23 protein-coding genes are annotated in these 24,781 nt (G+C 71.1%); 17 read left to right on the top strand and 6 right to left on the bottom strand.

The window, feature by feature from the left end; all coding sequences use genetic code 11:
• Window positions 1-40: 40 nt before the first annotated feature.
• The 9 genes from L3Q65_RS03435 to L3Q65_RS03395 all read left to right on the top strand — a co-directional run bounded on the left by L3Q65_RS03435 (window position 41) and on the right by L3Q65_RS03395 (window position 7,402).
• A complete protein-coding gene (locus tag L3Q65_RS03435) occupies window positions 41-1,636 on the top strand; it encodes a serine/threonine-protein kinase (RefSeq protein WP_237598771.1) in 1,596 nt (531 codons plus the stop codon).
• Between the two features lie 70 nt (window positions 1,637-1,706).
• Window positions 1,707-2,012: a hypothetical protein gene (locus tag L3Q65_RS03430; protein ID WP_116206679.1), complete on the top strand. Its 306-nt coding sequence runs from the start codon at window positions 1,707-1,709 to the stop codon at window positions 2,010-2,012.
• A 19-nt stretch (window positions 2,013-2,031) separates the two neighbouring features.
• Complete coding sequence (msrB, locus tag L3Q65_RS03425) at window positions 2,032-2,460, top strand: peptide-methionine (R)-S-oxide reductase MsrB (RefSeq protein WP_182890504.1); 429 nt, start codon at window positions 2,032-2,034, stop codon at window positions 2,458-2,460.
• A 112-nt stretch (window positions 2,461-2,572) separates the two neighbouring features.
• Window positions 2,573-3,481, top strand: coding sequence for a TIGR04222 domain-containing membrane protein (locus L3Q65_RS03420; protein WP_237598770.1), 909 nt, complete (start codon window positions 2,573-2,575; stop codon window positions 3,479-3,481).
• A 98-nt stretch (window positions 3,482-3,579) separates the two neighbouring features.
• Window positions 3,580-4,527, top strand: a complete 948-nt coding sequence (locus L3Q65_RS03415; RefSeq protein ID WP_237598769.1) for a TIGR04222 domain-containing membrane protein — start codon at window positions 3,580-3,582, stop codon at window positions 4,525-4,527.
• Between the two features lie 47 nt (window positions 4,528-4,574).
• The gene (locus L3Q65_RS03410; protein ID WP_182890507.1) at window positions 4,575-5,402 is read left to right on the top strand and encodes a TIGR04222 domain-containing membrane protein; all 828 of its coding nucleotides are present in this window, start codon (window positions 4,575-4,577) and stop codon (window positions 5,400-5,402) included.
• Window positions 5,395-6,198 carry a DUF692 domain-containing protein gene (locus L3Q65_RS03405; protein ID WP_182890508.1) on the top strand — a complete coding sequence of 268 codons (804 nt, stop codon included), beginning with the start codon at window positions 5,395-5,397 and terminating at the stop codon, window positions 6,196-6,198. Before L3Q65_RS03410 ends, L3Q65_RS03405 begins: the two co-directional genes overlap by 8 nt.
• Window positions 6,195-6,521, top strand: a complete 327-nt coding sequence (locus L3Q65_RS03400) for a hypothetical protein (protein ID WP_182890509.1) — start codon at window positions 6,195-6,197, stop codon at window positions 6,519-6,521. The genes L3Q65_RS03405 and L3Q65_RS03400 overlap by 4 nt, the downstream gene beginning before the upstream one ends.
• Before the next feature lie 101 nt (window positions 6,522-6,622).
• Window positions 6,623-7,402 (top strand): TIGR04222 domain-containing membrane protein, encoded by a 780-nt coding sequence (locus tag L3Q65_RS03395; RefSeq protein WP_182890510.1) that lies wholly within the window; start codon window positions 6,623-6,625, stop codon window positions 7,400-7,402.
• Between the two features lie 251 nt (window positions 7,403-7,653).
• Here L3Q65_RS03395 and L3Q65_RS03390 read toward each other — a convergent pair whose 3' ends face one another.
• The 4 genes from L3Q65_RS03390 to hemE are packed head-to-tail and all read right to left on the bottom strand — an operon-like array spanning window position 7,654 to window position 12,255.
• The gene (locus tag L3Q65_RS03390; RefSeq protein WP_237598768.1) at window positions 7,654-9,021 is read right to left on the bottom strand and encodes a CoA transferase; all 1,368 of its coding nucleotides are present in this window, start codon (window positions 9,019-9,021) and stop codon (window positions 7,654-7,656) included.
• 6 nt (window positions 9,022-9,027) lie between these two features.
• Window positions 9,028-9,720, bottom strand: a complete 693-nt coding sequence (gene hemQ / locus L3Q65_RS03385; protein WP_182890512.1) for a hydrogen peroxide-dependent heme synthase — start codon at window positions 9,718-9,720, stop codon at window positions 9,028-9,030.
• A gap of 46 nt (window positions 9,721-9,766) precedes the next feature.
• Window positions 9,767-11,176: a protoporphyrinogen oxidase gene (gene hemG, locus L3Q65_RS03380; protein ID WP_237598767.1), complete on the bottom strand. Its 1,410-nt coding sequence runs from the start codon at window positions 11,174-11,176 to the stop codon at window positions 9,767-9,769.
• Window positions 11,173-12,255: a uroporphyrinogen decarboxylase gene (hemE, locus tag L3Q65_RS03375; protein WP_237598766.1), complete on the bottom strand. Its 1,083-nt coding sequence runs from the start codon at window positions 12,253-12,255 to the stop codon at window positions 11,173-11,175. The genes hemG and hemE overlap by 4 nt, the downstream gene beginning before the upstream one ends.
• Window positions 12,256-12,990: 735 nt before the next feature.
• Between hemE and L3Q65_RS03370 the strand changes: the two genes are divergently transcribed.
• From L3Q65_RS03370 to L3Q65_RS03360, 3 genes are all read left to right on the top strand, one after another.
• A complete protein-coding gene (locus L3Q65_RS03370; protein ID WP_182890515.1) occupies window positions 12,991-13,554 on the top strand; it encodes a DUF3000 domain-containing protein in 564 nt (187 codons plus the stop codon).
• 672 nt (window positions 13,555-14,226) lie between these two features.
• Window positions 14,227-14,943 (top strand): response regulator transcription factor, encoded by a 717-nt coding sequence (locus L3Q65_RS03365; RefSeq protein WP_033291604.1) that lies wholly within the window; start codon window positions 14,227-14,229, stop codon window positions 14,941-14,943.
• Between the two features lie 71 nt (window positions 14,944-15,014).
• A complete protein-coding gene (locus L3Q65_RS03360) occupies window positions 15,015-16,286 on the top strand; it encodes a ribonuclease D (RefSeq protein WP_237598765.1) in 1,272 nt (423 codons plus the stop codon).
• Between the two features lie 43 nt (window positions 16,287-16,329).
• On the opposite strand, the gene L3Q65_RS03355 is transcribed toward L3Q65_RS03360, so the two are convergent.
• Window positions 16,330-17,094, bottom strand: coding sequence for an IclR family transcriptional regulator (locus L3Q65_RS03355; protein ID WP_182890517.1), 765 nt, complete (start codon window positions 17,092-17,094; stop codon window positions 16,330-16,332).
• A gap of 51 nt (window positions 17,095-17,145) precedes the next feature.
• Here L3Q65_RS03355 and L3Q65_RS03350 point away from each other — a divergent pair, with 51 nt between their 5' ends.
• From L3Q65_RS03350 to L3Q65_RS03340, 3 genes are read left to right on the top strand one after another with little or no spacing between them, the layout of a single operon-like run.
• Window positions 17,146-17,928: an SDR family NAD(P)-dependent oxidoreductase gene (locus L3Q65_RS03350; protein ID WP_182890518.1), complete on the top strand. Its 783-nt coding sequence runs from the start codon at window positions 17,146-17,148 to the stop codon at window positions 17,926-17,928.
• Between the two features lie 47 nt (window positions 17,929-17,975).
• Window positions 17,976-19,088: an NAD/NADP-dependent octopine/nopaline dehydrogenase family protein gene (locus L3Q65_RS03345; protein WP_220506953.1), complete on the top strand. Its 1,113-nt coding sequence runs from the start codon at window positions 17,976-17,978 to the stop codon at window positions 19,086-19,088.
• Window positions 19,085-20,047, top strand: coding sequence for a 3-hydroxyacyl-CoA dehydrogenase NAD-binding domain-containing protein (locus tag L3Q65_RS03340; protein ID WP_237598764.1), 963 nt, complete (start codon window positions 19,085-19,087; stop codon window positions 20,045-20,047). The genes L3Q65_RS03345 and L3Q65_RS03340 overlap by 4 nt, the downstream gene beginning before the upstream one ends.
• A 39-nt stretch (window positions 20,048-20,086) precedes the next feature.
• Here the strand turns inward: L3Q65_RS03340 and L3Q65_RS03335 are convergent, their stop codons facing one another.
• Window positions 20,087-21,148 (bottom strand): tetratricopeptide repeat protein, encoded by a 1,062-nt coding sequence (locus L3Q65_RS03335; RefSeq protein WP_237598763.1) that lies wholly within the window; start codon window positions 21,146-21,148, stop codon window positions 20,087-20,089.
• 206 nt (window positions 21,149-21,354) lie between these two features.
• On the opposite strand from L3Q65_RS03335, the gene L3Q65_RS03330 reads away from it, so the two are divergent.
• Window positions 21,355-22,563 (top strand): thiolase family protein, encoded by a 1,209-nt coding sequence (locus tag L3Q65_RS03330; RefSeq protein ID WP_237601036.1) that lies wholly within the window; start codon window positions 21,355-21,357, stop codon window positions 22,561-22,563.
• Window positions 22,563-24,671, top strand: coding sequence for a 3-hydroxyacyl-CoA dehydrogenase NAD-binding domain-containing protein (locus L3Q65_RS03325; protein WP_237598762.1), 2,109 nt, complete (start codon window positions 22,563-22,565; stop codon window positions 24,669-24,671). The genes L3Q65_RS03330 and L3Q65_RS03325 overlap by 1 nt, the downstream gene beginning before the upstream one ends.
• The last annotated feature ends 110 nt before the right edge of the window (window positions 24,672-24,781 follow it).

Here is a 24,781-nt window from a genome sequence, read left to right as displayed (position 1 = left end):
GGGGCACTACCGCCTCGTCGAGCACATTGGTAGCGGTGCCATGGGCGTGGTGTGGCGTGCCGTGGACGTGCGCCTGGAGCGGTCCGTGGCGATCAAGCAGATCCTGCCGCAGCCGGGCGTCTCCGAGGCCGAACGCGACAACATGCGCCAGCGCGCCATGCGCGAGGCGAAGAACGCCGCCCGCTTCCAGCACCCCAACGCGATCGTCGTGTTCGACGTCGCCGAGCACGGCGGCGACCCGTGCCTGGTGATGGAGTACCTCAACGGCCCGAGCCTGTCGGCGGTGCTGTCCGAACAAGGCACGCTGCCGGTCGGCCAGGTCGCGCGGATCGGCGAGCAGGTCGCCGCGGCGCTCGTGGCCGCGCACCGCGCCGGGATCGTGCACCGGGACGTCAAGCCCGGCAACATCCTCATCGACGAAACCGGCACCGCGAAGATCACCGACTTCGGCATCTCCCGCGCGGCCGGCGACATGACGCTCACCCAGACCGGCCTCATCGGCGGCACCCCGGCGTACCTCGCCCCCGAACTGGCCCGCGGTGCCGACCCGGTGCCCAGCTCGGACGTCTTCGCCCTCGGCGCGACGCTATACCAGGCGATCGAGGGACAGACCCCGTACGGCAACACCACGAACCAGCTCGCCCTGCTCTACGCGGCGGCGAACGGCCAGGTCAACCCGCCGACGCAGGCCGGTCCGGCGACCGCGTTGCTGATGAGCCTGCTGCGCAGCGAAGCTTCCGAGCGGCCGAGCATGGCCGAGGCGCGGGAGCGGCTGGCCGCGTTGGCGACTGGGGAACCGGCTGCGCCGCAGCAGTTGCTTTCGGGGAATCGCGGTCCGGGGAGCAACGGGTCTCGTCCGCCGTGGGCGCGTACGGCTGCTCCGGCGGCTGCTGCTGCGGCGCCGAAGGCTCCGTCGAACCCGCCTCGGACGCCGACTGCGGCATTCATGCCGATGGGCGCGCCTTCGCGTCCTGCTCCCCCGGCGAACACGCCGCCGCGTCCGCAGCCCGCGGTGCGGCCGACGCCTACTGCCGCAGCGCCGAATTATTCCGGTGCTGGGTCGGGGGATCGGGTTTCGCCTGCTGCGGCGCGGAAGAAGAAGATGGCGTTCCTCGCTGGCGGGGCCGTGGCGGTTGTCGCGGTGGCGTTGGTGGTGTTTTTGGTTTTGAGCAGCAGCCGGGACAAGGGCGGGCCTTCGTCGAACGCGCAGACGCCGGGCGGCCAGTCGGCTGCGAGCCAGACCGCTCCGCCCAGCAGTGCGCCCAGTAGCTCCGCCAGCCCTGCGGGTCTCGGCAAAACCCCGTCGGAAGGCAAGATCACCGACTACGGTGCGGCCGGCCACTTTCTCACCGACAGCTATTATCCGGACCCCGGCCAAGGCTGGAACTTGCTGACGCCCGCGGCGCAAGCAGTGTACGGCTCTCAAGAGGCTTACGCGGCCTATTGGGCGGACGACAGCCACAAGGTTCAGGGGTACCGGAGCGCTCGCGCTCTGGGCTCCCCCAACCCCGACGGCTCGCTGGATCTGACGATGGAACTCAACGGCGTTCGCCGTCCCTACCACATCGTGATCCTTGGCGGGCAGATGCGCATCGACAGCAACACAAAGGTTGATGCTCCGGCCTCGGGCACCTAGCGAGTTCCTTCGCGCAGTGACACTCGCCGCAGAGGTGGGTCCGGCAGGCCGAATAGCCTACCGTTGAGGCATGGCCGAGAACGGAGCTCTGCCGCCGGGCTGGAATCCTCGGTTCCACGAGGATCTGGTCGGGCTGGATCCGTACGACCCGGAGGCCCGTGCGTTCGCCGCCCATCTCGACCGGATGGAGCGCACCGGGCCGACTTTCACCGTCGAGGCGTGCCTGGACCAGGTCGCCGACTTCGCCGATTCCAGCACCCGCACCGGCGGGCTCCGCTACTGGGTGTCCGCGCTGGTCGTGGTGCTGATCGTGCTCGGGCTGCTGGTCACCGCCTGGGACATCGCGCTGCACACGGTCGCTTTTCTCTCCAGGTAACGTGGGAAGGGTGAAAGGTATGAAACCCGTCGTCGGCACCACTCCGCGCGTGGTGAAGTCCGACCAGGAATGGCGGGAGCAGCTTGCCCCCGAGGAGTACGCGGTGCTCCGGCAAGCCGGCACCGAACGGCCGTTCACCGGCGAGTACACCGACACCAAGACCACCGGCGTGTACGAGTGCCGGGCTTGCGGCGCGGAGCTGTTCCGCAGCGACACGAAGTTCGAAAGCCACTGCGGCTGGCCGTCGTTCTACGACCCGGCGGACTCCGACGCGGTGCTGCTGCGCGAGGACCGCACCATGGGCATGCGGCGCATCGAGGTGCTGTGCGCCTCGTGCCACAGCCACCTCGGGCACGTGTTCGAGGGCGAGGGCTACGCGACCCCGACCGACCAGCGGTACTGCATCAACTCGATTTCCCTGAAGCTCGTCGAGGACGCCGGCGACTGACGCCGAGGTCCGCTGAAACCGCCCTTCCCGTCTCCGGGGAGGGCGGTTTTTCGTCCGGCGGCAACCCCGCGCAGGCGGGTAACGTGGTTTGTTCATCCGGAGGGGGACCGTGATGGACTGGACGATCGAACGCGCGATGCCGGCCGCGCTGATCCTGGTGCTGGCGCTGGCCTGCTGGTGGCTCGGACGGCGGACCGCCGCCCGGCTGAACCGGGGCAGGCATCCTGAGACCCGGCTGACGTCCGCGGCGCAGGTCGCGTTGCTGACCAACGGACCGATCCGCGTCGCCGAAACGACGGTCGCCTCGATGCTGGAACGGGAACAGTTGCGCGCGGACTCCGTGGGGCGGCTGTACCGCACGCCGACCGCACCGTCGGACGCGCTGAGCAGGGAAGCTGCCGAGCTGACCGGCACGGGAGTCGGGGTCGCGACGGTGCTGCGCGGGCTCGTCGAGGGCGACACGGTCCGCGAGCTGATCGACGACCTCACCAAACGCGGTTTGCTGGTTGACGGCCAGGCGCTGCGGAGAGCATGGAAGTGGACCGCGATCGAGGAAGCGGTGCTGGCGGCAGCCGGCGTGGCGGCGTTCGTCGGCGGGCTGAACGGCTATGTGCTGATTTCGGTTCTGCTGCCCGCGTGGTTCGCGTTCGCCGCGCTGTCCCGTCGCCGGGCGGCCCGGCGGATCCGGCCGACCGACGCCGGCCGCACCGCAGCCGAAGCGGCGTGGCCGGACCGGAGCCTGATCAGCGGCCTGACCGGGAGCGTCGCGGTCGGCGGGCTGTCGAATCATCCGGATCGCGAACTGCGGATCGCTCTGCTCCGCGGGCTCCCGGCGACCAGGCGGACGGGGGTGGCCATCGCGGGAGCGGCGGGCGGGTTCGCCGGACCGGCGGGGTACTGGGCCGCCGGGTCGGGCTGCGCGTCCGGATGCGGAGGCGGAGCGGGTTGCGGCTCCGGATGCGGCGGGTCGGGGTGCGGAGGCGGGTGTGGCGGCGGGGGCTGCGGCGGCGGGAACAGCTGAGCCGGGAACGAACCGGACATCACGTGCGTCAGTTCTGCCGACAGCCTCCGGCGACCGGCCGGTTAGGGTTCCGGCAACGCTGATACGAGGGGGAAGCCGTGGACGAACCGTGGGGCATTTCCGGCCCGCAATTCCTGCTGATCTTCGGTCTGGCACTGGCCGTCGTCCTGCTGGTGCAGATCAGCTGGCCGTCGATCGCGCGGTCCCGGCGACGGAGCGCGCCCGCGACCGTCGAGGCGCCGCTGCAGCCGGACGTCTACCAGCTCGCGTACCTGGCCGGCGGCTCGGACCGCACGGTGGACACCGCGATCGCGACGCTGCTGGAACAGGAGCTGCTGCGGGTGAGCAGCAAAGGCAAGCTGAGCGCGATCGGCAAGCGACCGGCTCGCAAGAGGCTGGAACGCGCGGTGCACGACGCCGCACAGGGCGGAACGGCGACTGTCGCCATGGTGCGCAAGTCGCCGATGGTCCAGCCGGAGGTGGAGAAGATCCGCCAGGACCTCGAACGACGCGGACTGCTCGTCGCCGGCGACGGGCTGGACGGCTTTCGCGCCGGCATCGTGGCCGGGTACGCCGCGTTGCTGCTGATCGGCATCGTCCGCGCGGTCAACGGCGCGCAGCTCGACCGGCCGATCGGCGGGCTGATCGGGCTGCTCGTCGTGGCCGGGACCCTGACGCTGATCGCTTACGGGGTCCGCAAGGGCTCGCAGACCTCGCGCCCGACCGACGCGGGCCACGCGATCGTGGTGCGTGCCCGCGAAGACGCGAAAGCTGCCGAGGAACGGCCTGAGGAGTTCGCTGCGACGAACCGAAGCGGCAACGGAACGTTGCTCGTCGGTGCAGCGGCAGTGGTCGCGCTCGGCGGTATCGCGCTGTACCCGGACGAGGAAATGAGCACGGCTTTGATCAGCGGCGGCGGCAGCTGGACCGGGGGCGGCGGGTCGAGCGGCGGGTCGTCCTGCAGCAGCGGTGGTTCCTCGTGCAGCAGCGGGTCTTCGTGCGGCGGAGGCAGCAGTTGCGGCGGTGGAGGCGGCTGCGGCGGGTAGCCGCGGCGAGGCGCACGGCCCGCCCGCGGGCCGAGGAGGGAGACGTCGTGCACGAGCCGTGGGGGATCTCAGGCCCGCAGTTCCTGGCGATCTACGGATCTGCGCTGGCCTTGACGCTGGTGGTGCAACTGGGCTGGCCGCTGCTGCGCAAGGCGCCTGCGGACGTGCACCGTCCGCTCGACGTCTATCAGCTCGCTTACCTCGCGGGCGGTCACCACCGCACCGTCGATACGGCGATCGCGGCGCTGCTGGAGCGTGGGCTGCTGCGGGTCGACAGCCGGGGCCAGCTCACCGCCGTCTCCAGAACGCCGACCGAACCGGTTGAGCAGGCTGTCCACGCGGCCGTGCGCAATCGGACCCAGACAGCCGCGACGCTGCGCGCTAAGGAGACATGTTCCGTACCGGTACGGAACATCAGGAACGAACTGCGCGAGCGCGGCCTGGTCACCTTCGCCTCCGCCGGCTTCGCTACGGGAGTTGTTCTGGTCTACGCCGCCCTGTTCGTGGTCGGTCTGGTGCGCTCGGCGAACGGCTCCGCGCTGCATCGGCCGACTGCGGGGTTGAACGTGCTGCTGGCGGTCACGGCGATTCTTACGGTCCTGGCGGTGACCAGCCGAAAGCGGCCGAAGGCCCGTCTGACCAAGGCCGGCCGCGGGATGGTCGTCGCGGTGCGGACGGATCCGGCGGCACAGCGGGCACAGTCCGGTGCGCTGCTGGTCGGCGCTGCTTCGCTGGTCGCGCTGGGCGGGTTCGCACAGTACCCGGACCATGCGACAAGCTTGGCGTTGAGGAGCGGCGCGGGAACGTCGTCCGGCGGCGGCTCGTCGTGCGGTGGTGGCGGTGGATGCGGAGGCGGAGGTGGATGCGGTGGCTGACCGGCTGGGAATCGGCATCGGCTGGCGACCGGAACTCGACCTGTCGATCGCGCGGCTGCCGGGTGTCGACTGGGTCGAGGTGGTCGCGGAGAACCTGCACGCCCCGCACCTGCCGGAAAGCCTGCTGGCGCTGAAGGATCGCGGGATGCCGGTGCTGCCGCACGCGGTGTCGCTGTCGCTGGGCGGGGCCGAGCCGCTGGACACCGCGCGCGTGGAGCATCTGGCCGAACTGGCGCGGGCCCTCGACGCGCCGCTGGCCAGCGACCACGTGTGCTTCGTCCGCGCGGGCGGGCTCGACTCCGGGCACCTGATGCCGCTGCCGCGCTCGCGCGAGGCGCTGGACGTGCTGGTGGACAACGTCCGGCTCGCACAGTCCATTGTGGACGTACCGTTGGCGCTGGAGAACATCGCCGCGCTGCTGGAATGGCCGGAAAACGAGCTGAGCGAGGAACAATTCCTCACCGAGCTGACCGAACGGACCGGCTGTCTGCTGATCGTCGACGTCGCGAACCTGTACGCCAACGCGCGCAACGTGGGCACCGATCCGGCGGCGTTCCTGGACGGGATTCCGTGGGAACGGCTCGCGTACGTGCACATGGCGGGCGGTGTCGAACGCGACGGGGTTTATCACGACACGCACGCGCATCCGGTGCTGCCGGAGGTGCTGGAGTTGCTCGCCGAACTGCGCCGGCGCACGGATCCGCCGGGCGTTCTCTTGGAGCGCGACGACGACTACCCCACCGATTCCGAACTCGCTGCCGAACTGGTCGCACTGCGGACCGCGGTGACGCTGTGAGCCGGGAAGAACTGGCAGCTCGGCAAGCTGCGCTGCTGGACAGCCTGTTGACCGGGGCCGAGGCACCGTCCGGCTTCGATGCCTCGCGGTTGCGCATCGAGGCGGACGTCCTGCTCGCCAAGCGACGGCGACTGGTCGCATACCTGCGGCCGGACCTGCCTGAGGCGCTGGGCCCGCGGTATCGGCCGCTTTTCGACACGTACGCGGCGGAGCGGCCCAAGACGACTTCGATCCGGGCGCGCGAGTATGCCGACGCCTTCGCGGAGTGGCTCATCGCCCGCGGTGACCTGCCTAAACCTCGGCGCAGGTGGTTTCGGCGCTGAGCCCGTCCGGTTTTTGTCGGTGGTGCTGACTACGCTGACGACATGTCTGGTTACGGCGGTGTTATCCGATCTCTGCCGAGCCGGGAGGGAGGAAACCTGTCGTGAACGGATTCTGGGCCGCGTTGAGCCCGATGCTGCTCGTCTACGTGGCCACCGCCGCGGGTTTGGCGAGCATTTTGGCCACCGGCAAGGACAAGCTGGCCACCCAGGCGTCCGCGCCGGAGCCGGCCGCCGTGCCGCGCGATGTCTACGACGTCGCATACCTGGCTGGCGGGCGTCCTCGGCTGGTCGAGGCTGCGATCGCGACGCTGCTCGCGCGCGGCCAGCTGCGAGTCGGGTCGCTGGGCGAGATCGTCGCCGCGGGCCCGCCACCTGCGTCGCCGCCGCTTGAGCAGGCTGTGCACCAGGCGGCCGGACGCGGTCGCCTCGCATCGTGGGTCGCGCGTTCGTCGGTGCTCAAGCCGGTGATCCGGACGCTCGAAACCGATCTCGTGCAACGGCGGCTGGTCAGCCGGCGCAGGCCATTGACCGGTCTCGGGTACACGTTGACGGCGGTCGCCCTGGTCGTGCTGGCGGCCGGGGTGGGACGGCTGGTCTACGACGTGGGCGAGTCTCATCTGAACGCCATGGTGCTGCTTGTCTTCGGCGAGGTCGTATTGACGCTGTGGCTCTGTCTCGTCGGCAGTCAGCGGATCACCAAGACGTTCGCCGAGCGGAAGGTCAGTTCGCTGCCGCCGACGACTGCGGGTGCGACGGTCCTCGCGCGGGCCCAACAGCAGGCTGGCGCGGGTGGTAGTGCGGGACCTGCCGAGCTGGTCGCGTTGGGCGGTCTGGCGGCTTATCCGGACAAGCGGGTGACGGGAGGGCTTATGCCGATTTAGCCGCGAGCTGGCGCTGCTCACGGGACTGTGGCGGCATCCGCGCGAGGTCCGATGCGGCGCACCCGTACTGGCAGTGCCCACGCGAAACCGACACGGCACCCGCGAGACCGACCGCGCTCGCCTCAACGGCGAGTCCGCCTCGAGACCGACGCGGCGCTCCTCAGCTGACCGCATCCACCGGACGGGCGCAGCGGCAGCCACGCAACCGGCGCGGCCACCGACGAAGCTGACGACGCTGAGACCGGCAGCACCTACGAGACCGGCTGAGGCACGACCGGCGACCACACTGCCGTGTCCGCGCCGGGCCGGTGCGACGGGTGGTCCCAGTGCGGCGGCGCGCCCGGCAGTTCTCCGGCCATCCGCACCCGGGTCATCCGGCCGAAGTCGCTGTCGACCGTCTCCAGTACGTCCGCGTAGTCCGCTTCGGACGGTTCCGGGTCCTTGCGGCCCAAGGAATCGAGCCACCGTCCGGTGCCGGCCAGGGACAAGCGGGCGTGCCAGGTGCCGCCGTCGGTGGCGGTGCGGCGGATTGCCGTCATGATGGCGGCGGCGGTCAGCCAGCCGGTGGCGTGGTCGAGGGCTTGCGCGGGCAGCGGTGCCGGAGCGTCGGTGGCGTACTCCTCGGCGATGCCCGACGACATCTGCACGAGGCTGTCGAAGCCGCGGCGACGGGCCCACGGGCCGGTCCAGCCGTACGCGGACACGTCGGCGATCACGAGGCCGGGGCGCAGTTCGGCGAGCTCGTCCGGGCCGAAGCCGATTCGGGCGAGTGCGCCGGGGCGGAAGGTCTGGAGGAGGACGTCCGCGCGGGCGATGAGCTTCTTCAGCTTCGCGCGGCCGCCTTCGGTGTCGAGCGCGACGAACGCGGAACGCTTGCCCTGGCCGGTGTCCATGGTCAGGACCGGGATCCGCGGCAGGTGCGCGGCGCCGACGTGCAGCACGTTCGCGCCGTGTGCGGCCAGCACGCGGCCTGCGACGGGTCCGGCGAGCACGTGCGTCAGTTCCAGCACGCGGACGCCGCCCATCGGGCGGTCCGAGTCGAACAGGGTGCGCTTCGGCGCGTCCCCGATGCGGTTCAGCTCGACCAGCGGCAGTTCCGCGACAGCCTGGCCCTGCGGGTGCGCCAGCCAGTCCTCGCGCGAGCGCATCAACGCCGCCGCGCCGCCCGCGGTCACCACGGCGGATTCGACCTCTGCCGTGGTCTTCCCGGCCACGGCCTTGGTCACCGCTTCGCGGGTCGCCGGGACGCCGAGCGCCCAGCAGACCGCTGCCTCGTGCCGTGAGGTGTTGCAGTGCAGCTTGATCCAGCCGTCGGCGGCGCGGTAGTCGCCCGCGATGCGGCCCCACGGGCTCGGTCCGGGCTCGCCGTCGATGCGCAGCAGGTGCTCGCTGCGGAACGCGGCGACGGCGTGGCGGGTGTCGACCGACACCGTGCCCGGGTCGATGCCGCGCAGCCGCAGCAATTCACCGGCGGACAAGGTGGCCGCGGCGATGCTCGCGCTTGCCATGGCGGGGACCCGGAAGTGCCCGGGCAGCACGGATTCGTCGCCGGTCAAGGACACGGCGGGCAGCGGTTCCCCGGCGAGCGACTGCCAGGCTCCGGCGAGTACGTCCTGCACCGGCGGTTACGGCAGAGCCGCGACGAGCTCGGCGGGCGGCACCTTCGTTCCGGTGTAGAACGGGATCTCGACGCGCACGTGGCGACGCGCCTCGGTGTTGCGCAAGTGGCGCATCAGGTCGACGATCCGGTGCAGTTCGTCGGCCTCGAAGGCGAGGATCCACTCGTAGTCGCCGAGCGCGAACGACGCGACGGTGTTGGCGCGCACGTCCGGGTAGTCCCGCGCCTCCTTGCCGTGGTCCGCCAGCATCTTGCGGCGTTCCTCGTCGGGCAGCAAGTACCAGTCGTAGGACCGGACGAACGGGTACACGCAGATGTACTTCCGCGCCTCCTCGCCGGCCAGGAACGCGGGCACGTGGCTCTTGTTGAACTCGGCGGGCCGGTGCAGCGCGGTCTGGCTCCAGACCGGCGTGGACGCGCGGCCGAGCGGCGTGCGCCGGAACCCGGTGTAGGCGGCCTGGACCTGCTCGATCTCCTCGGCGTGCCACCAGATCATGTAGTCCGCGTCAGCCCTGAGGCCCGACACGTCGTAGACGCCCCGGACGACGACGCCCTTGGCCTCGAGCCCGTCGAGGTACTCGGCCGTCTCGCGGCCCGCGGCGCCGCGGTCCTCCCCCAACTTCCCCGGTTCGATCCGGAAGACCGACCACGTGGTGTAGCGGATCGTGTCGTTGAGTTCGTGGTAATTCAGCCGCGCCATGACTCCATCCTGGCACTTCCGGTCCGGCGATCGCCATGGGGCTCCGTCACACGAAGAGCTGCTCCGCGATCCGGCGGGCAGCGGCATCGGCCGTGGCCACGCACGCCGGCAGGCCGACGCCGTGCAGCGTGGCGCCCGCCACGGCAAGGCCCGGGACATCCGCCACTGCCGTCTCGATCCGCGTCACCCGCTCCAGGTGCCCGGTGCCGTACTGCGGGAGGCCGCCGCCCCAGCGGGTCACCAGCGTGTCAATCGGCTTCGCGGTGACGCCGGCGAGGCGAGCCAGGTCCGCGCGGACCGCCTCGACCAGGGAATCGTCGTCGCCGTTCAACGCGCCGGGCTCGCCGAACCGGCCCACCGAACCGCGCACCAGCACCGGTCCGGCGTCGCCGAGGTGAGCCCACTTGTTCGACGAAAACGTGAACGCCTTGGCCGCGTACGGCACGCCTTCCGCGTCCCGCTCCCCCGCGCCGATGAGGATTCCGGACGCGTCAGGCAGCTCCGTGCCGGGCGGGAACGCGAACGCGACGACCGCCATCGACGCCAGTTCGACCTCGCCGAACGCGGTCGAAGCCGCCGGGGCTACGCCGTCGAGCAGTTTCCGGGCGGCCGGTGCGGGCACTGCGAGCAGCACCGCGTCCGCGTCCACCGGGCTGTCGGCAGGCGCGTGCGCTGGCGCGGCAGCACCGAATTCGAGACGCCAGCCGGACGGCGTCCGCGTCAGCGCGCGGACCGTTGACGAAGTGCGCAGCTCAGCGCCGGAAAGCTCCAGCAACCGGTCGAGCAAGCCCCGCAAGCCGCCGGTGAGACTGCCGAAAACCGGTGCGGTGCCCGGCGTTTTCGGCAGCAGCGACGACGCGGCCTCGGTGAGCGAACCCGCTCCGCCCTCGATCGCGTTGGCCAGGCCGGGCATCGTCGCGCGGAGGCCGAGACCGTCGGCACCGCCCGCGTAAACGCCGCCCAGCAACGGGTCGACCAGCCTGTCCACCAGTTCGTCGCCGAAGCGCGTGCGCAGCAGCGGCCCGAGCGGCACATCGCCTTCGCCCAGGTCGACCGGACCGAGCGAACGTTCTTTCTCGACCGCGCTGCGGCCGTCTTCGGACAGCACGCCCGCGACCGAGTCCGCGGACGCCGGGACTCCCATCACGGTGCCGGGCGGCAGGCTCTGCACCGAACCGCCGGCGTGGATTTTGGCGCGCGCCTTCGTCGGATGCACCAGGCGATCGGCGAGGCCGACCTCCTCCACCAGCGAAACCACCTCGGGCCGCCGGGCGAGGAACGCTTCGGCCCCGACGTCGTAGCTGACTCCGCCGACCTCCGCCGTGCGCAGCTTCCCGCCGATCGAGGCCGTGCTCTCGAAGACGGTGATCGTGACCCGGTCGCCGAGCAGCCGGCGCACCCGGTACGCCGCGGCCAGCCCGGAGATCCCGCCGCCGACGACCGCGACGTGTTTCACAGCGAGTGCACCAGGTCGACGACCCGCTTCAGCACCTCCGGGTCGACGCCCGGCAGCACGCCGTGGCCGAGGTTGAAGACGTGCCCGCGAGCGGCGCGGCCCTCTTCGACGATCCGGCGCACCTCGGCCTCCAGGACCGGCCACGACGCGTACAGCAGCGCCGGGTCGAGGTTGCCCTGCACCGACACGTTGCCGCCGAGCCGGTGGACCGCGACGTCGAGCGGGATCCGCCAGTCGACGCCGACCACGTCCGCGCCCGCCTCGCGCATCGCGCCGAGCAGCTCGCCGGTGCCGACGCCGAAATGGATCCGCGGCACGCCGTACTCCCCGGCCACGGCCAGCACCCGGGTCGAATGCGGCAGCACGAACTCGCGGTAGTCGCGCTCGGACAGCGCACCGGCCCACGAGTCGAACAACTGCACCGCGTCGACGCCCGCCTCGAGCTGGGCGCGCAGGAACGTGGCGGCGACGTCGGCGAGGCGCGCGGCGAGGTCGTGCCAGACCTCGGGCTGCGAGTGCATCAAGGCCTTGGTGTGCTCGTGGTTGCGGCTCGGGCCGCCCTCGATCAGGTAGCTGGCCAGCGTGAACGGCGCGCCGGCGAACCCGATCAGCGGGGTTTCGCCGAGCCGCTCCACCAGCAGCCGGACGCCCTCGGCGACCTTCCCGACCTGCTCCGGTTCGAGCTTCGGCAGAGCGCGCACGGCGTCCGCGTCGCGCACCGGCGAGGCCACGACCGGACCGGTGCCGGGGACGATGTCGATGTCGACGCCCGCCGCCTTGAGCGGGACCACGATGTCGCTGAACAGGATCGCCGCGTCGACGCCCAGCCTGCGGACCGGCTGCATCGTGATCTCGGCGAGCATCTCCGGGTCGAAGCACGCGTCGAGCATCGGCACGCCCTCGCGCAGCGCGCGGTACTCCGGCAGCGAGCGGCCTGCCTGGCGCATGAACCACACGGGAACGTGCGCGGGCCGCTCCCCGCGCGCGGCGGCGAGGAAAGCCGAGCCGGGCAGAGCGCGACGGGGCGAAACGGACGGGGCGCCGACGGGCGCGGACGAAACCTGAGGCACGAACCCCATGGTCCCACGCGGGCCCGGCAGTCCCGGGCCGCCCCGTGCCCAACGAGCCACAACCCGGTTTTCGCGGCAGCGGCATTCCCACGGCCCGCTTCGGATTCGGTGCCCTCCACCGGATCGCAGTGCAGCATTCGTTGCGTGTCGCGTCGGCCGCGGCGTTCGTTGCCTCCGGCGCACCCGGCACGGCGTTGGCTCGCCGAGTCCCGTCATGCACCCGAAGCGGCGTCGGGTGCACAGGACGGAAGAAGGCGAGGCGTGACTGGACGGACGGCGGGGCAGAACCGCGGCGGTCATCGAGGCGGGAGCAAGGCGGAGTGGGCAACGAGACAGCGGGGCAAAGCGGAGTGCGCGGTGAGGCCGGCTGGGCAAGACCGGGCGGACAGCGGGGCTGCGGCGCGACGACGGCGTGGACAACGACCCGGCACGACAAGGCGGCAGGCGATGCGCGACGGTTCTCCCCGGGCTCGCCACTCAGAGGCCTAGAGCGGCTGCCCAGGGCCACGCCGCCATCGCCTCGCGCAGCGCGCCCGAACGCGCGGAGTCTCGTGAGTGTTTATGCCGGTTAGAACCGGCATAAACACTCACGAAGGGAGCGGAGCCGAGTGCCCCGCGGAGCAAGCGTGCGGCGCAGTGGAGCGCGTGGGGCATTGGCCAGCCGAGCCGTCCCGCGGGTCGCGGGTGGGTCTCGCTCGGCGCGCCTGCGTCCGCAACCGGGTGTTGCCGCCCTACAGTCGGAGCGTGACCGCGATGACGCCAGTGCCCGAGCTCTTCCGCGAAGCCGTCGCGGCGCTGCAAGCCGTCCGGCCGCGCCCGGAGATCCGGCTGGAGACGATGCGTGCGCCGCAGCGGCTCGCGCCGTGGTCCTATGCGTTGAGCTGCGAGGTCTCCGGCCCCGCGGACGTGCTCGCGTCCGGCAGGCTGGTGCTGCTGCACGACCCGGACGGCCAGGAGGGCTGGGACGGCGTGCTGCGGCTGGTCATGTACGTCCGCGCCGAACTCGACCGCGAGCTGGCCACGGATCCGTTCCTTCCCGCGGTCGGCTGGTCGTGGCTCACCGACGCGCTGGAGGCCTCCGGGGCGTCGTGGAAGGCGCTCGGCGGCACCGTCACCGAGACGTCCTCGGCCCGGTTCGGCGACATCTCCGGTCCCGCCCGCACGGACGACCTCGAACTGCGGGCGTCCTGGACCCCGACCGACGCCGCGCTCGGGCCGCACGGGCTGGCGTTCTGCCAGGTGATGGCGAGCGTCGTGGGGCTGCCTCCGGTGGGCGTCACGCTGTTCGAGCAGCGGCAGAGCTCCTGATTTCCTAAGTTCACCCGGTCGGGCAGCGTCTTCGCGGCGCTTGCACGCGCACGAACGCGCCTTCCCGGGCGGATCCGGGCCCTCGCGGCGCTCCGCGGGGATCTTCGGCGGGGCGTCCGGGCGTCCGCGGCCGACCGTCCATCGTGGACTGCAGGCGGCACTGCTCCGGATGCCGCACGTTCGTGGCCGGGCGTGATCACAGGCAGTGAACCCCCGGTAACCAGCTCCGACGCGGTCGCGGACCCCTTCCCGGCGCTTCCGGCGAGGCGCGGGCGAGCGAGCAGGATGCGCGGCAAAACATGAAAGAAAATGATCTTGCCCCGGCCGGGGCGCATTTCCGGGCCCGGACCGTCGGGACGGCAGCCCGGCTCCGCAAGCACCCGCAGGTGCACGGGCCATCTGCACGCCCGTTTCGTTGCCGGTAACTCAGGTGCATCGCAGCCCGGTCGCCAGTCGTTAACAAGACTCCGATCGTTAGTCCGATCGTGTTACAACGACCTCGCTGAGTGACGAACTGTTTCGGATAGATACCCATTCGATCCCCCCGCAACGGCGTCCGGACGGCTACAGTGCCTGGGACGACACCACTTTCGGTCTAAAGCTGGCGCGGCTGAACGGCCGAAGGTCCCGGTGCCGGTCGGGGGGCACGACCGACTCCAGGGAGGTAGTGACGTGGCTACCGTCGGCTTATCTCAGGCCGTCCGATCCACGCCAGCCGGCGCCTTGCCGGCGAGCATGGTTCCGCACCCGCGGGAAGAGCTTTTTTCCGTGTTGGTGGTCGATGACCACCCGCTGTTGAGGGAGGCAATCGCAGCACGACTCGCACAAATGGGTGCGGGCACCGTCCACGAAGCCGCCACGGTGGCCGAGGCGAGGGCGCGAGCACAGGCCACCGGCCCGTGCGACCTGGCGATCCTCGATCTCGGACTGCCGGACGGCAGCGGCATCGAGCTGGTTACGGAACTCCGTAGCCACGGCTGGCCGCGCGTGGTGGTGCTGGCATCCTCCGACGACCCGTACGCGGTGCGCTCCGCGTTCCAGGCCGGAGCTCAGGCGTACCTGCTGAAGTCGGCGTCGCCGGTGGTGGTCACCGACGGCGTGCGCCGGGTTCTCGAAGGCGGCGTTTACGCCGACCCGAGCGTGGCCCCGGTCCTGGCGACCGGCACGCGAGTGGCGGGCACCGACAACACCCCGCGCGAGCTGTCGGCTCGCGAGGTGGAGGTGCTCCAGCTCGTCGCGGACGGGCAGTCGAACAAGGAGATCGGGGAGGAGCTTTCCCTCTCCGCGCTCACCGTCAAGTCCCACCTGTCCCGCATCGGGCGCAAGCTCGGCACGGGCGACCGGGCGCAGATGGTCGCGCTGGCGATGCGAGCCGGCGTGATCCGCTGACGACGACGAACCACGTCCCTGCGGGGCGGGCGGACCAGGCGCGGTCCACCCGTCCCGTAGGGTCGTCGGACATGGGAACTGCACAGGCGGACGGAGCGCGGACCGGAGACGAGACCACCGAGAACTCCGGGGCCTCCCGAACGCCGGTGCTGCTCAGGGAACCGGCGGAAGGCACCCCTCCGGTCGTGGCCGATCCCGACGCGCTCGCCGAGGCGTGCGCGCGGCTCGCCGCGGGCACGGGTGCCGTCGCCGTCGACACCGAGCGGGCTTCGGGCTACCGCTACTGGCCGAAGGCCTATCTCGTCCAGCTGCGCCGCGAAGGCTCCGGCACGGTGCTGATCGATCCGATCGCGCTCGCCGACGACCTCGCCCCGCTGCGGGACGTCCTCAACGACGCCGAATGGGTGCTGCACGCCGCGTCCCAGGATCTGCCGTGCCTGGCGGAACTGGACCTGCGGCCGCGATCGCTGTTCGACACCGAACTGGCCGGGCGGCTGGCCGGGTACGAACGCGTCGCGCTGGGCACGCTGGTAGAGCTGCTGCTCGGGTACACGCTCGAGAAGGGGCACAGCGCCGCGGACTGGTCGAAGCGTCCGCTGCCGATCGACTGGCTCAACTACGCCGCGCTCGACGTCGAACTGCTCAACGAACTGCGCGCGAAACTCGAGACCGAACTGGCCGCTCAGGGCAAGCTGGAGTGGGCGCAGCAGGAGTTCGAGGCGGTGCGCACCGCTCCCCCGCCCGCGCCGCGGGCCGAACCGTGGCGCCGGACGTCCGGGGTGCACAAGATCCGCAGCCCGCGCGGCCTCGCCGCGGTACGGGAGATGTGGCAGGCCCGCGACGAACTGGCCCGCAAACGCGACCGCGCGCCGAGCCGGATCCTGCCTGACAGCGCGATCGTCAACGCGGTGACGTCGGACCCGAAGACAGTCGAGGAGTTGCAGGCGCTGCCGGTGTTCAGCGGACGCGTGCAGCGCAAATACACGGCCAGCTGGCTGCGGCACCTCCAGGCGGCCAAGGCGTTGCCGGCGAGCGAGCTGCCGAGCCCGAGCCAGCCGTCCGACGGTCCGCCGCCGGTGAACCGCTGGGCCGACAAGGACCCCGACGCCGCCGCCCGGCTCGCCGCCGCGCGTGCCGCTTTGGCCGCGATCGCGGAGGACCGCAAGCTGCCGGTGGAGAACCTCCTGCTGCCGGATTTGGTCCGGCGCACCTGCTGGCGTCCCCCGGCCGACCTCGCGGAGGACTCGGTCGCGGACGCGCTGCGGGCGGGCGGGGCGCGGCCGTGGCAGGTGGAGCTGACCGCGGCGGCGCTGAGCAAGGCGTTGCACAGCACGGCTTCCTGACCCGGGCCGGTGGTTCAGACCTCTAGCTGAGGTTGAGACCCCGTCACAAACGGCGGCGTGCCGGTCGGCGGTATCCGAGCGACCGCGCCACGCCGGTGGCTGTGGTGACCACCGCGGGCACCAGATGGGCCACCGAGGTCGTCTCCCGGCGGCCCACGACCGCGACCGCCGCGGTAACGCGGGAGGAAGCGTCTCGGATCGGGGCGGCGACGGCGACCGCGTCGTCGGCGAGCTGGCGGTCGGCGACGCAGTAGCCGGTGCGGGCGATGTCGGCGAGTTCGGCGCGCAGGGTCTCCGGGTCGGTCGTGGTGTGCGTTGTTTCCGCCGGGATCGGGCTGGTCAGCGCGGATTCGCGGGTATCCGCGGCGGCGTGCGCGAGCAGGACGCGGCCGGTGGCGGTGGTGGTCGCGGGAAGGCGGCTGCCGGTCGTGGTCAGGATGCCGACCGAGCGGTGTCCGGCCAGCCTGGCCAGGAACACGACGTCGGTTCCGTCCAGCACGGACAGGTGCACGTTTTCGCCGGTCGCGTCGAACAGGTCGCCGAGGTACGGCAGCGCGATTTCGCGGATCGACGCCCTGGCCAGCGACAGCGAGCCCAGCTCCCACAGTTTCAGGCCGAGGTGATAGCCGCCGTGTTCGTCGCGGGCCAGCGCTCCCCATTCGGCCAGTTCGCCGACCAGGCGGTGCGCCGTGCTCAACGGCAGGCGCGCGGACTGGGCGATTTCGGTCAGGGAAAGGACCGGCGTCCGCGGGCTGAAGCAGTCCAGCACCGACAGCAGCCGCGCCGCCGCGGTGGGTCTGGCTTCCATGTGGCGGAAGTCTGATTGAGGCCGGGCCGCGACGCAAGCGACACTGCGGGCGTGGGTCGGCCAAACGAGGAACGCACCGAGTCGGTTTTGATCACCGGGGCGGGATCGGGTCTCGGGCTGGGAGCGGGATTGACGCTCGCCGCGCGGGGACACCGGGTGTTCGCCACCGTCGAACGGGACGACCAGATCGAGCCGGTCCGGACGGCGTTCGCCGAACGCGGGCTCGCCGCGGAGGTCTCCCGGCTTGATCTGCTCGACCCGGCTGATCGCGAGGCAGCGGCGGCGCTCGACGCGTCGGTTCTGCTCAACAATGCCGGATTCGGCGCGGAAGGACCGCTTCTGCGTACGGATTCCGCAGTGGTCCGGAAGACGTTCGAGGTCAACGTCTTCGGCACGCTGGAGCTGACGCGGCTGGTCTCCGACCGGCTCGTCGCCGCCGGGCGGGGCGGACGGATCGTGTTCGTGACGTCGGTGGCCGGGCTGTTCGTCGCTCCCGGCGCGGGCCCGTACGGGGCGAGCAAGTCCGCCCTCGAAGCCATGGCACAGGCGGTGCGCCAGGAACTGCGGCCGCACGGCATCGAAGTCCGGGTCGTCGAGCCCGGGCCGTTTTCCACGGGGTTCAACGAAAAACTCGTCGAGAACGCACCTGCCTCGGACCACGACTTCTCGGATTTCCTCGCCATGCAGCGCGATCCGGAGCCGGCGATCGAGACCATCGCGCGGGTGGCGGTCGAATCCGGGCCGTACCGGACGATCGTGCCGGGCGAGTTCGGCCGGATCGTGCGCGAACAGCAAGATCGGCTGTGGGCCGAGACCGACCTCGTCGACCCGTGAGAAAGTGCGGTCGGCGCGAGAAGAACACCAGTACGAGACAGGAGCACATGACAGTGAAGATCGCGGTTCTCGGGGGCGGGCACGGTTCCTGGGCCACGGTGGCGGAACTCGCCGAGCACGGCCACGAAGTGCGCTGGTGGCGGCGGAACGCCGAGGCGCTGGAAGCGGTGCGCGCGACCGGAGCGGTGGGCGTCCGGGACTACCGGGGTTCCCGATCGGTGCCGGTGGGCGACGGCGCCGGGGAGATCAACCCGGTGACGGACCTCGCCGAGGCGGTGCGCGACGCGGCTCTGGTCGTGCTCCCGCTGCCGTCGACCACGCACGACGACCTGGCTCCCCGGCTCGCCCCGCTGCTGGCCGAGGGCCAGGTGGTGTTCCTGCCGCCGGGCACGTTCGGTTCGATGGTGTTCGCCAAGGCCGTCGCGGCGGCGGGCGGGAGCTCGGAGATCGCGTTCGCCGAAGCCGGGACGCTGCCGTATCTCGCGCGCCGGCACGGGGACGCGGAAGTGGTGATCAGCGGGTACGCGACCCGTCTGCCGACCGGGGTTTTCCCGCTGCGGCTGGCGGAAAGCGCGTTCAAGACGCTGCGCGAGGCGTACCCGAGCGTCGAGGACGCGGGCGACGGGCTCAGCGGTGCGCTGATGAACGCGGGTCCGATCATCCACCCGCCGCTGATCACGATGAACGCCGGTCCGCTGGAGCATTTCGCCGCCTGGGACATCCACAACGAGGGCACACAGCCGTCGATCCGGAGCGTCACCGACGCGCTGGACGCCGAGCGGGTCGCGCTGCGCGAAGCGTTCGGCTACGGCGCGCCGCACTTCCCGCTGGCCGACCACTACGCCACCGACGGCGAAGAATGGATGTACGGCCGCTCGGCGCACGAAAGGCTCACCGACAGCGGCGACTGGCGCGAGAAGATCGACCTCCACACGCATCGCTACATGGTGGAAGACACCCGGCTCGGGCTGTCGCTGCTGGTGTCCGCGGGCCGGTTCGCCGGGGTGCCGACGCCGGTCGCGGAAGGATTGCTGGCGTTGGGTTCCGCCATCACCGGCCGCGATTTCTACGCCGAGGGCCGGACCTTCGAGAACCTCGGCCTGGCGGATCTCGACCGCGCCGGGCTGACCAAGCTGCTGCAGGACGGAGTCCAGTCGTGATCGCCATCGTCGGCGCCGGGCGGATGGGCGAGGGCATCGCGCTGGCCTTCCTCGCGGCGGGACATCCGGTGCTGCTCGCGGACGTCAAGGACCGCACCGAGGAAGAACGCCAGCTCCGGCGCGACGAGGTGCGCAAGCGCCTCGCCGACCGGCTGCGCGCGATGTTCGGCCACGCGGACGCGCTGGAAAGCCTGACGCTGGGCGACCGTTCGGCGAAGGAGCTCGCGGACGCGACCGTGGTGTTCGAGGCCGTGCCGGAGGTCATGGACGTCAAGCGCGAGGTGTTCGGCTGGCTCGGCTCGCAGGTGCCGGAGTCGGCGGTGCTGGCCTCGACGACGTCGACCTTCCTGGTCACGCAGATCGCGGAACTCGCCGACCGGCCGGAGCGGGTCGTCAACGCGCACTGGCTCAACCCGGCCGAGCTGATGCCGCTGGTCGAGGTCAGCCGGAGCGACGCCACCGACCCGGCCGCGGTCGACCGGCTCGTGGAACTGCTGCGCGAAATCGGCAAGGTGCCGGTGGTGTGCGGGCCTGCCGCCGGCTACATCGTGCCGCGGCTGCAGGCGCTGCTCATGAACGAGGCGGCGCGGATGGTCGAGGAAGGCGTGGCCGGACCCGCCGAGATCGACCTCGCGGTCCGCGCCGGGCTCGGGCCGCGGTTTTCGGTGCTGGGCCCGCTGGAATTCATCGACTGGGGCGGCGGCGACATCCTGTACTACGCCTCGCGCTACCTGACCGGCGAACTCGGCGAGCGGTTCCGGGCGCCCGCGATCGTCGAGGAGAACATGACCGGGCAGCGGCGCGGTCTCCAGGACGGGGCCGGGTTCTACCGCTTCGACACGGCCGGGGTCCCGGACTACCGGGCGGCGCGGATGCGGGAGTTCGAGGACATTTTCCGGTTGCGGGAACCGCATTTGCACGACGGGACGCCGGTTCCGGAGCGTCCGGAAGAGGAGTGACTCTCGCGCGGGCCCGGTTCGGTCCGGGCCCGCGCGGATTCAGTCCTTCTTCAGCCACCCGGCGACCTCGAGAACGTCCGGATGCTTCGACCCGAACGCCTCGGTCAAGCCCGCCGCGACCTCCTCCAGCTCGCGGTCCGCCTCCTCGTCCCGGCCGCGTTCCCGGGCGACCCGCGCCAGCGTCGCGCGGAAACCGAGCTTGAGCGGATGCCCGTCCGGCAGGCCGTCGGCTGACACGAGTTCCCTCGCCAGCGTCTCCGCCGCGTCGAGCTGGCCGCTTTCCAAGTACGCGCGGGCCAATTCCCCGGCCGGGCCCCACTGTTGCGCCGCCGGTTGCGCGGACAGCACGGCGCGGTACAGCTCCGCCGCTTCCGCGGGTTCCCCGGCGCGCAGCAGCACCGCGGCGAGCACCTCCATGAATTCCGGCGTGCGGTACTGCTCGGCGAGTTCCCTCACCTTGTGCCGGACGATCTTCGCGTCACCGGCTTCGGCGCGGATCAGCAAGCCGACCGCGCGGGCGCTATCGCGTTCGTAGTCGTCTCGCGGTTTACGGGACAGGCCGGAGTTCAACGAGCGAGCCTCGTCGTATCGGCCGAGTGTCCGCAGCACGCTCACCTTCCGGCGCGCGCCCGCGATGGTCAGCTCGTGGTACTCGCCGAACTTGTCCGCGCACGCGTTCAGGTGCCTGCTGAGCACGTCCAGCGCCTCGTCGTACTCCCCGGAGAGCGAATACATCTCCGACAGCACCAGCTGTGCCTGCAGGGTGGCCGGGCCGTCGGGGCTGACGGCCTCGTAGATGTCCACTGTGGACCCCATCAGGTGCACCGCGTCCTCGATCTGGCCCAGCGCGGCCTTCGCGGTCGCCAGGTTCAGCCACGCGCCGAGCGTGCCAGGGTGCTGTTCGCCCTCGACCCGAACCTGGGCGTCGGCGAGTTCGGTGTAGTGCTCCGCCGCCGCGGGCCAGTCGCCGGTTTCCACCAGGAGGATGCCGATCCGGTGGCGCATCGCGAGGCTTTCCGGGGAATCCGAATCCGCGGCTTTCGCCAGTTTCTTGCGCAGCCGCGCCATTTCGGTCGCCGGGTTCGCCCGGAAAAGCGCCATTGCCGTCCCCCGTCCGGTTGGTGCGTTCCCGCCAGTGTGCCGCATGCCACAAGACCCCGGGAGTGTGCCGTCCCCCACTCGACCGGGCCACTGCACTGGTTACCCACCGGTAACAAGGGCTAGGGTGCGGGGCAGGAACACTCTCGACTTCAGGAGCATTCGTGGCCGCACCAGCAACGCCGCCGCTCGCGCCCACCGCGCGAGGGGTGCGCAATGTCGTCTTCGTCGAAGGGGTACGCACGCCCTTCGGCAAGGCGGGCGACAAGGGCATGTACGCCGGGACCCGGGCGGACGACCTCGTCGTCAACGCCATCCGCGAGCTGCTGCGGCGGCATCCGGAGCTGCCGCCCGAGCGCGTGGACGAGGTGGCGATCGCCGCGACGACGCAGATCGGCGACCAGGGCCTGACCATCGGCCGCACCGCCGCGCTGCTCGCCGGGCTGCCGAAGTCCGTGCCGGGCTTCGCGATCGACCGGATGTGCGCGGGCGCGATGACCGCGGTGACCACCACCGCGAGCGGCATCGGCTTCGGCGCGTACGACATCGCCATCGCCGGCGGCGTCGAGCACATGGGACGGCATCCGATGGGCGAGGGCGTCGACCCGAACCCGCGGATCGTCGCGGACAAGCTGGTCGACCCGACCGCGCTCGTAATGGGCCAGACCGCGGAGAACCTGCACGACCGGTTCCCGGAGATCACCAAGGAGCGCACGGACGCGTTCGCCGCGCGCAGCCAGGAGCGCTACGCCGAGGCCGTGAAGACCGGCAAGATCGGGCCGGAGCTGGTTCCGGTGGCGACCAAGTCGAAGGAACTCGGCTGGGGTCTCGCGACCGAGGACGAGCCGCCGCGCCCGGGCACGACCGTCGAGCAGCTGGCGAAGCTGAAGACGCCGTTCCGCCCGCACGGCCGGATCACCGCGGGCAACGCGGCCGGTCTGAACGACGGCGCGACCGCCGCGATCCTCGCCGACGAAGACACCGCGCGCGAGCTCGGCCTGCCGATCGGGATGCGGCTGGTCGGCTACTCGTTCGCGGGCGTCGAGCCGGAAGTGATGGGCATCGGCCCGGTGCCGGCCACCGAGAAGCTGTTCAAGCGCACCGGCCTGTCCATCGACGACATCGGGCTGTTCGAGATCAACGAGGCGTTCGCGGTGCAGGTGCTCGCCTTCCTCGACCACTTCGGCATCGCCGACGACGACCCGCGGGTCAACCAGTGGGGCGGCGCGATCGCGTGCGGCCACCCGCTGGCCTCATCCGGCGTGCGGCTGATGACGCAGCTGGCGCGCCAGTTCGCCGAGCGCCCCGACGTGCGCTACGGCCTCACCACGATGTGCATCGGCATCGGCATGGGCGGCACCGTGATCTGGGAAAACCCGGCCTACAACGGCTCCGAGGGCTCCGAGGGGGCGAAGTAATGACTTTCACCGCTGAAGAGGCGAAGGCCGCGTTCCCGGACGAGGTCGTGACGAACGCGGTCACCAACCTGGTCAAGGTTCCCGGGCTGGACAAGCCGGTCGCACTGATCACTTTGGACAACGGCCACGACCACACCCGGCCGAACACCTTCGGCCCGCAGGGTCTCGTCGCGCTGAACGCCGCGCTGGACGAGGCGTTCGCCGCCGAGCCCGCCGCGATCGCGGTCACCGGCAAGCCGTTCATTTTCGCGGTCGGCGCGGACCTTTCCGGCGTCGAGGCGGTGTCGGACCCGAAGCTGGCGCGGGAGATCGCGCAGACCGGGCACGACGTGTTCCGCCGGCTCACCGAGTCGAAGATCCCGACGTTCGGGTTCGTCAACGGCGCGGTGATGGGCGGCGGGCTCGAACTCGCGCTGTCCTGCCACTACCGGACGCTGTCGGAGAACACCGCGGCCATCGCGTTCCCCGAGGTGTTCCTCGGGCTGTTCCCGGGCTGGGGCGGCACGCAGCTGCTGCCGAACCTGATCGGCCCGGACGCCGCCGTCACCGTGATCATCGAGAACGCGCTGGCGCAGAACAAGATGCTGAACGTGCGCAAGGCCGCCGAACTCGGCATCGTCGACGAGGTCTTCGGTTCCGCGGATTACCTGGAGCAGTCGCTGCTGTGGCTGGCGAAGGTGATCAACGGCGAGATCACCCCGGCTCGCCGGGAAATCGACCGCGGTGCGGAGTGGGACGCGGCCATCGCGCGTGCCAAGTCTATTGTGGACGGTCGCACGCACGGTGCGTCGCCGGGCGCGACCAAGGCCGTCGAACTGCTGGAGCTGGCGCGGGAGAACGATCTCGACCGCGGCTACGCGGCGGAGACCGACGGGCTCGCCGAGTTGCTGATGTCGGACGTGCTGCGCGCCGGGCTGTACTCGTTCAACCTGGTCAACAAGCGGGCGAAGCGGCCGGCCGGCGCGCCGGACAAGTCGTTGGCGCGCAAGGTGAACAAGGTCGGCATCGTCGGCGCGGGCCTGATGGCCAGCCAGCTGGCGCTGCTGTTCGTGCGCAGGCTCAAGGTGCCGGTGGTGCTCACCGACGTCGACCAGGCGCGCATCGACAAGGGCGTGGGCTACGTCCACGAGGAGATCGACAAGCTGCTGGCCAAGAAGCGCGTGTCTCCGGACGGCGCGAACCGGCTTAAGGCACTCGTCACCGGCTCGCTCGACAAGGCCGCGTTCGCCGACGCGGACTTCGTGATCGAGGCCGTTTTCGAAGAGCTGGGCGTGAAGCAGCAGGTGTTCGCCGAGCTGGAGCAGCACGTCTCCCCCGAGGCGATCCTGGCCACGAACACCTCGTCGCTGTCGATCACCGCGATGGCGTCGAAGCTGCAGCACCCCGAGCGCGTGGTCGGCTTCCACTTCTTCAACCCGGTGGCCGTGCTGCCGCTTTTGGAGATCGTGCGCGGCGAGAAGACCGACGACGCGGCGCTGGCGACCGCGTTCTCGGTCGGCAAGCAGCTGAAGAAGTCGAGCGTGCTGGTGAAGGACGCGACGGCGTTCGTCGTGAACCGGCTGCTGCTGCGCTTCCTCGGCGAGGTGCTGGTGGCCGTGGACGAGGGCACGCCGTTCGACGTGGCCGACTCCGCGCTGGAGCCGCTCGGCCTGCCGATGTCGCCGCTGAACCTGATGCAGCTCGTCGGCCCGGCCATCGCGCTGCACGTCGGCGAGACGCTGCACGGCTCGTTCCCGGACCGCTTCACCGTGAGCGAGAACCTGGACAAGTTCGTGAAGGCGGGCAAGAAGGGCGTCTGGACCTGGGACGCGACCGGCACGCCGTCGGTCGACCCGGAGGTCGCCGAACTGTGGACGCAGGGCGACCAGCCGTCGACTGCCGAGCAGGTCCGCGACCGCGCGCTGAACGCGATCGCCGAAGAGGTCCGGATCATGCTCGACGAGGGCGTGGTCGCGGAGGCCCAGGACATCGATCTGTGCCTGATCCTCGGCGCCGGCTGGCCGTTCTGGCTCGGCGGGATCACGCCGTACCTGGACCGGGCGGGCGTCTCGGAGCGGGTCAACGGCAAGCCGTTCCTGTCCCAGGGCGTGGCTTCGGTTCCGGCGTAACGCCTTGGCGGAGCCGCCCTGGTCCGCAGGGCGGCTCCGCCGTGAACCCGGACACACCGAGCACTTCGTGACCTTCCGGGCACCAGCCGTTCACCGCTGCCCCATAGCGT

The sequence above is a fragment of the Amycolatopsis sp. FU40 genome, from assembly GCF_021903635.1.
Lineage (GTDB): Bacteria > Actinomycetota > Actinomycetes > Mycobacteriales > Pseudonocardiaceae > Amycolatopsis > Amycolatopsis dendrobii.
Note: the sequence above shows the minus strand (reverse complement) of the source record. Positions and strands in the feature narration are given on the sequence as shown.

Bases quoted from the DNA above. Each gene is read 5' to 3' on its own strand.
- hemE (WP_237598766.1), bottom strand. From the start codon at position 12,255: ATGGGGTTCGTGCCTCAGGTTTCGTCCGCGCCCGTCGGCGCCCCGTCC.
- L3Q65_RS03420 (WP_237598770.1), top strand. From the start codon at position 2,573: ATGGACTGGACGATCGAACGCGCGATGCCGGCCGCGCTGATCCTGGTG.
- L3Q65_RS03335 (WP_237598763.1), bottom strand. From the start codon at position 21,148: ATGGCGCTTTTCCGGGCGAACCCGGCGACCGAAATGGCGCGGCTGCGC.
- L3Q65_RS03360 (WP_237598765.1), top strand. From the start codon at position 15,015: ATGGGAACTGCACAGGCGGACGGAGCGCGGACCGGAGACGAGACCACC.
- L3Q65_RS03435 (WP_237598771.1), top strand. From the start codon at position 41: ATGGGCGTGGTGTGGCGTGCCGTGGACGTGCGCCTGGAGCGGTCCGTG.
- L3Q65_RS03345 (WP_220506953.1), top strand. From the start codon at position 17,976: ATGACAGTGAAGATCGCGGTTCTCGGGGGCGGGCACGGTTCCTGGGCC.
- L3Q65_RS03355 (WP_182890517.1), bottom strand. From the start codon at position 17,094: ATGGAAGCCAGACCCACCGCGGCGGCGCGGCTGCTGTCGGTGCTGGAC.
- hemQ (WP_182890512.1), bottom strand. From the start codon at position 9,720: ATGGCGCGGCTGAATTACCACGAACTCAACGACACGATCCGCTACACC.
- msrB (WP_182890504.1), top strand. From the start codon at position 2,032: ATGAAACCCGTCGTCGGCACCACTCCGCGCGTGGTGAAGTCCGACCAG.
- L3Q65_RS03430 (WP_116206679.1), top strand. From the start codon at position 1,707: ATGGCCGAGAACGGAGCTCTGCCGCCGGGCTGGAATCCTCGGTTCCAC.
- L3Q65_RS03325 (WP_237598762.1), top strand. From the start codon at position 22,563: ATGACTTTCACCGCTGAAGAGGCGAAGGCCGCGTTCCCGGACGAGGTC.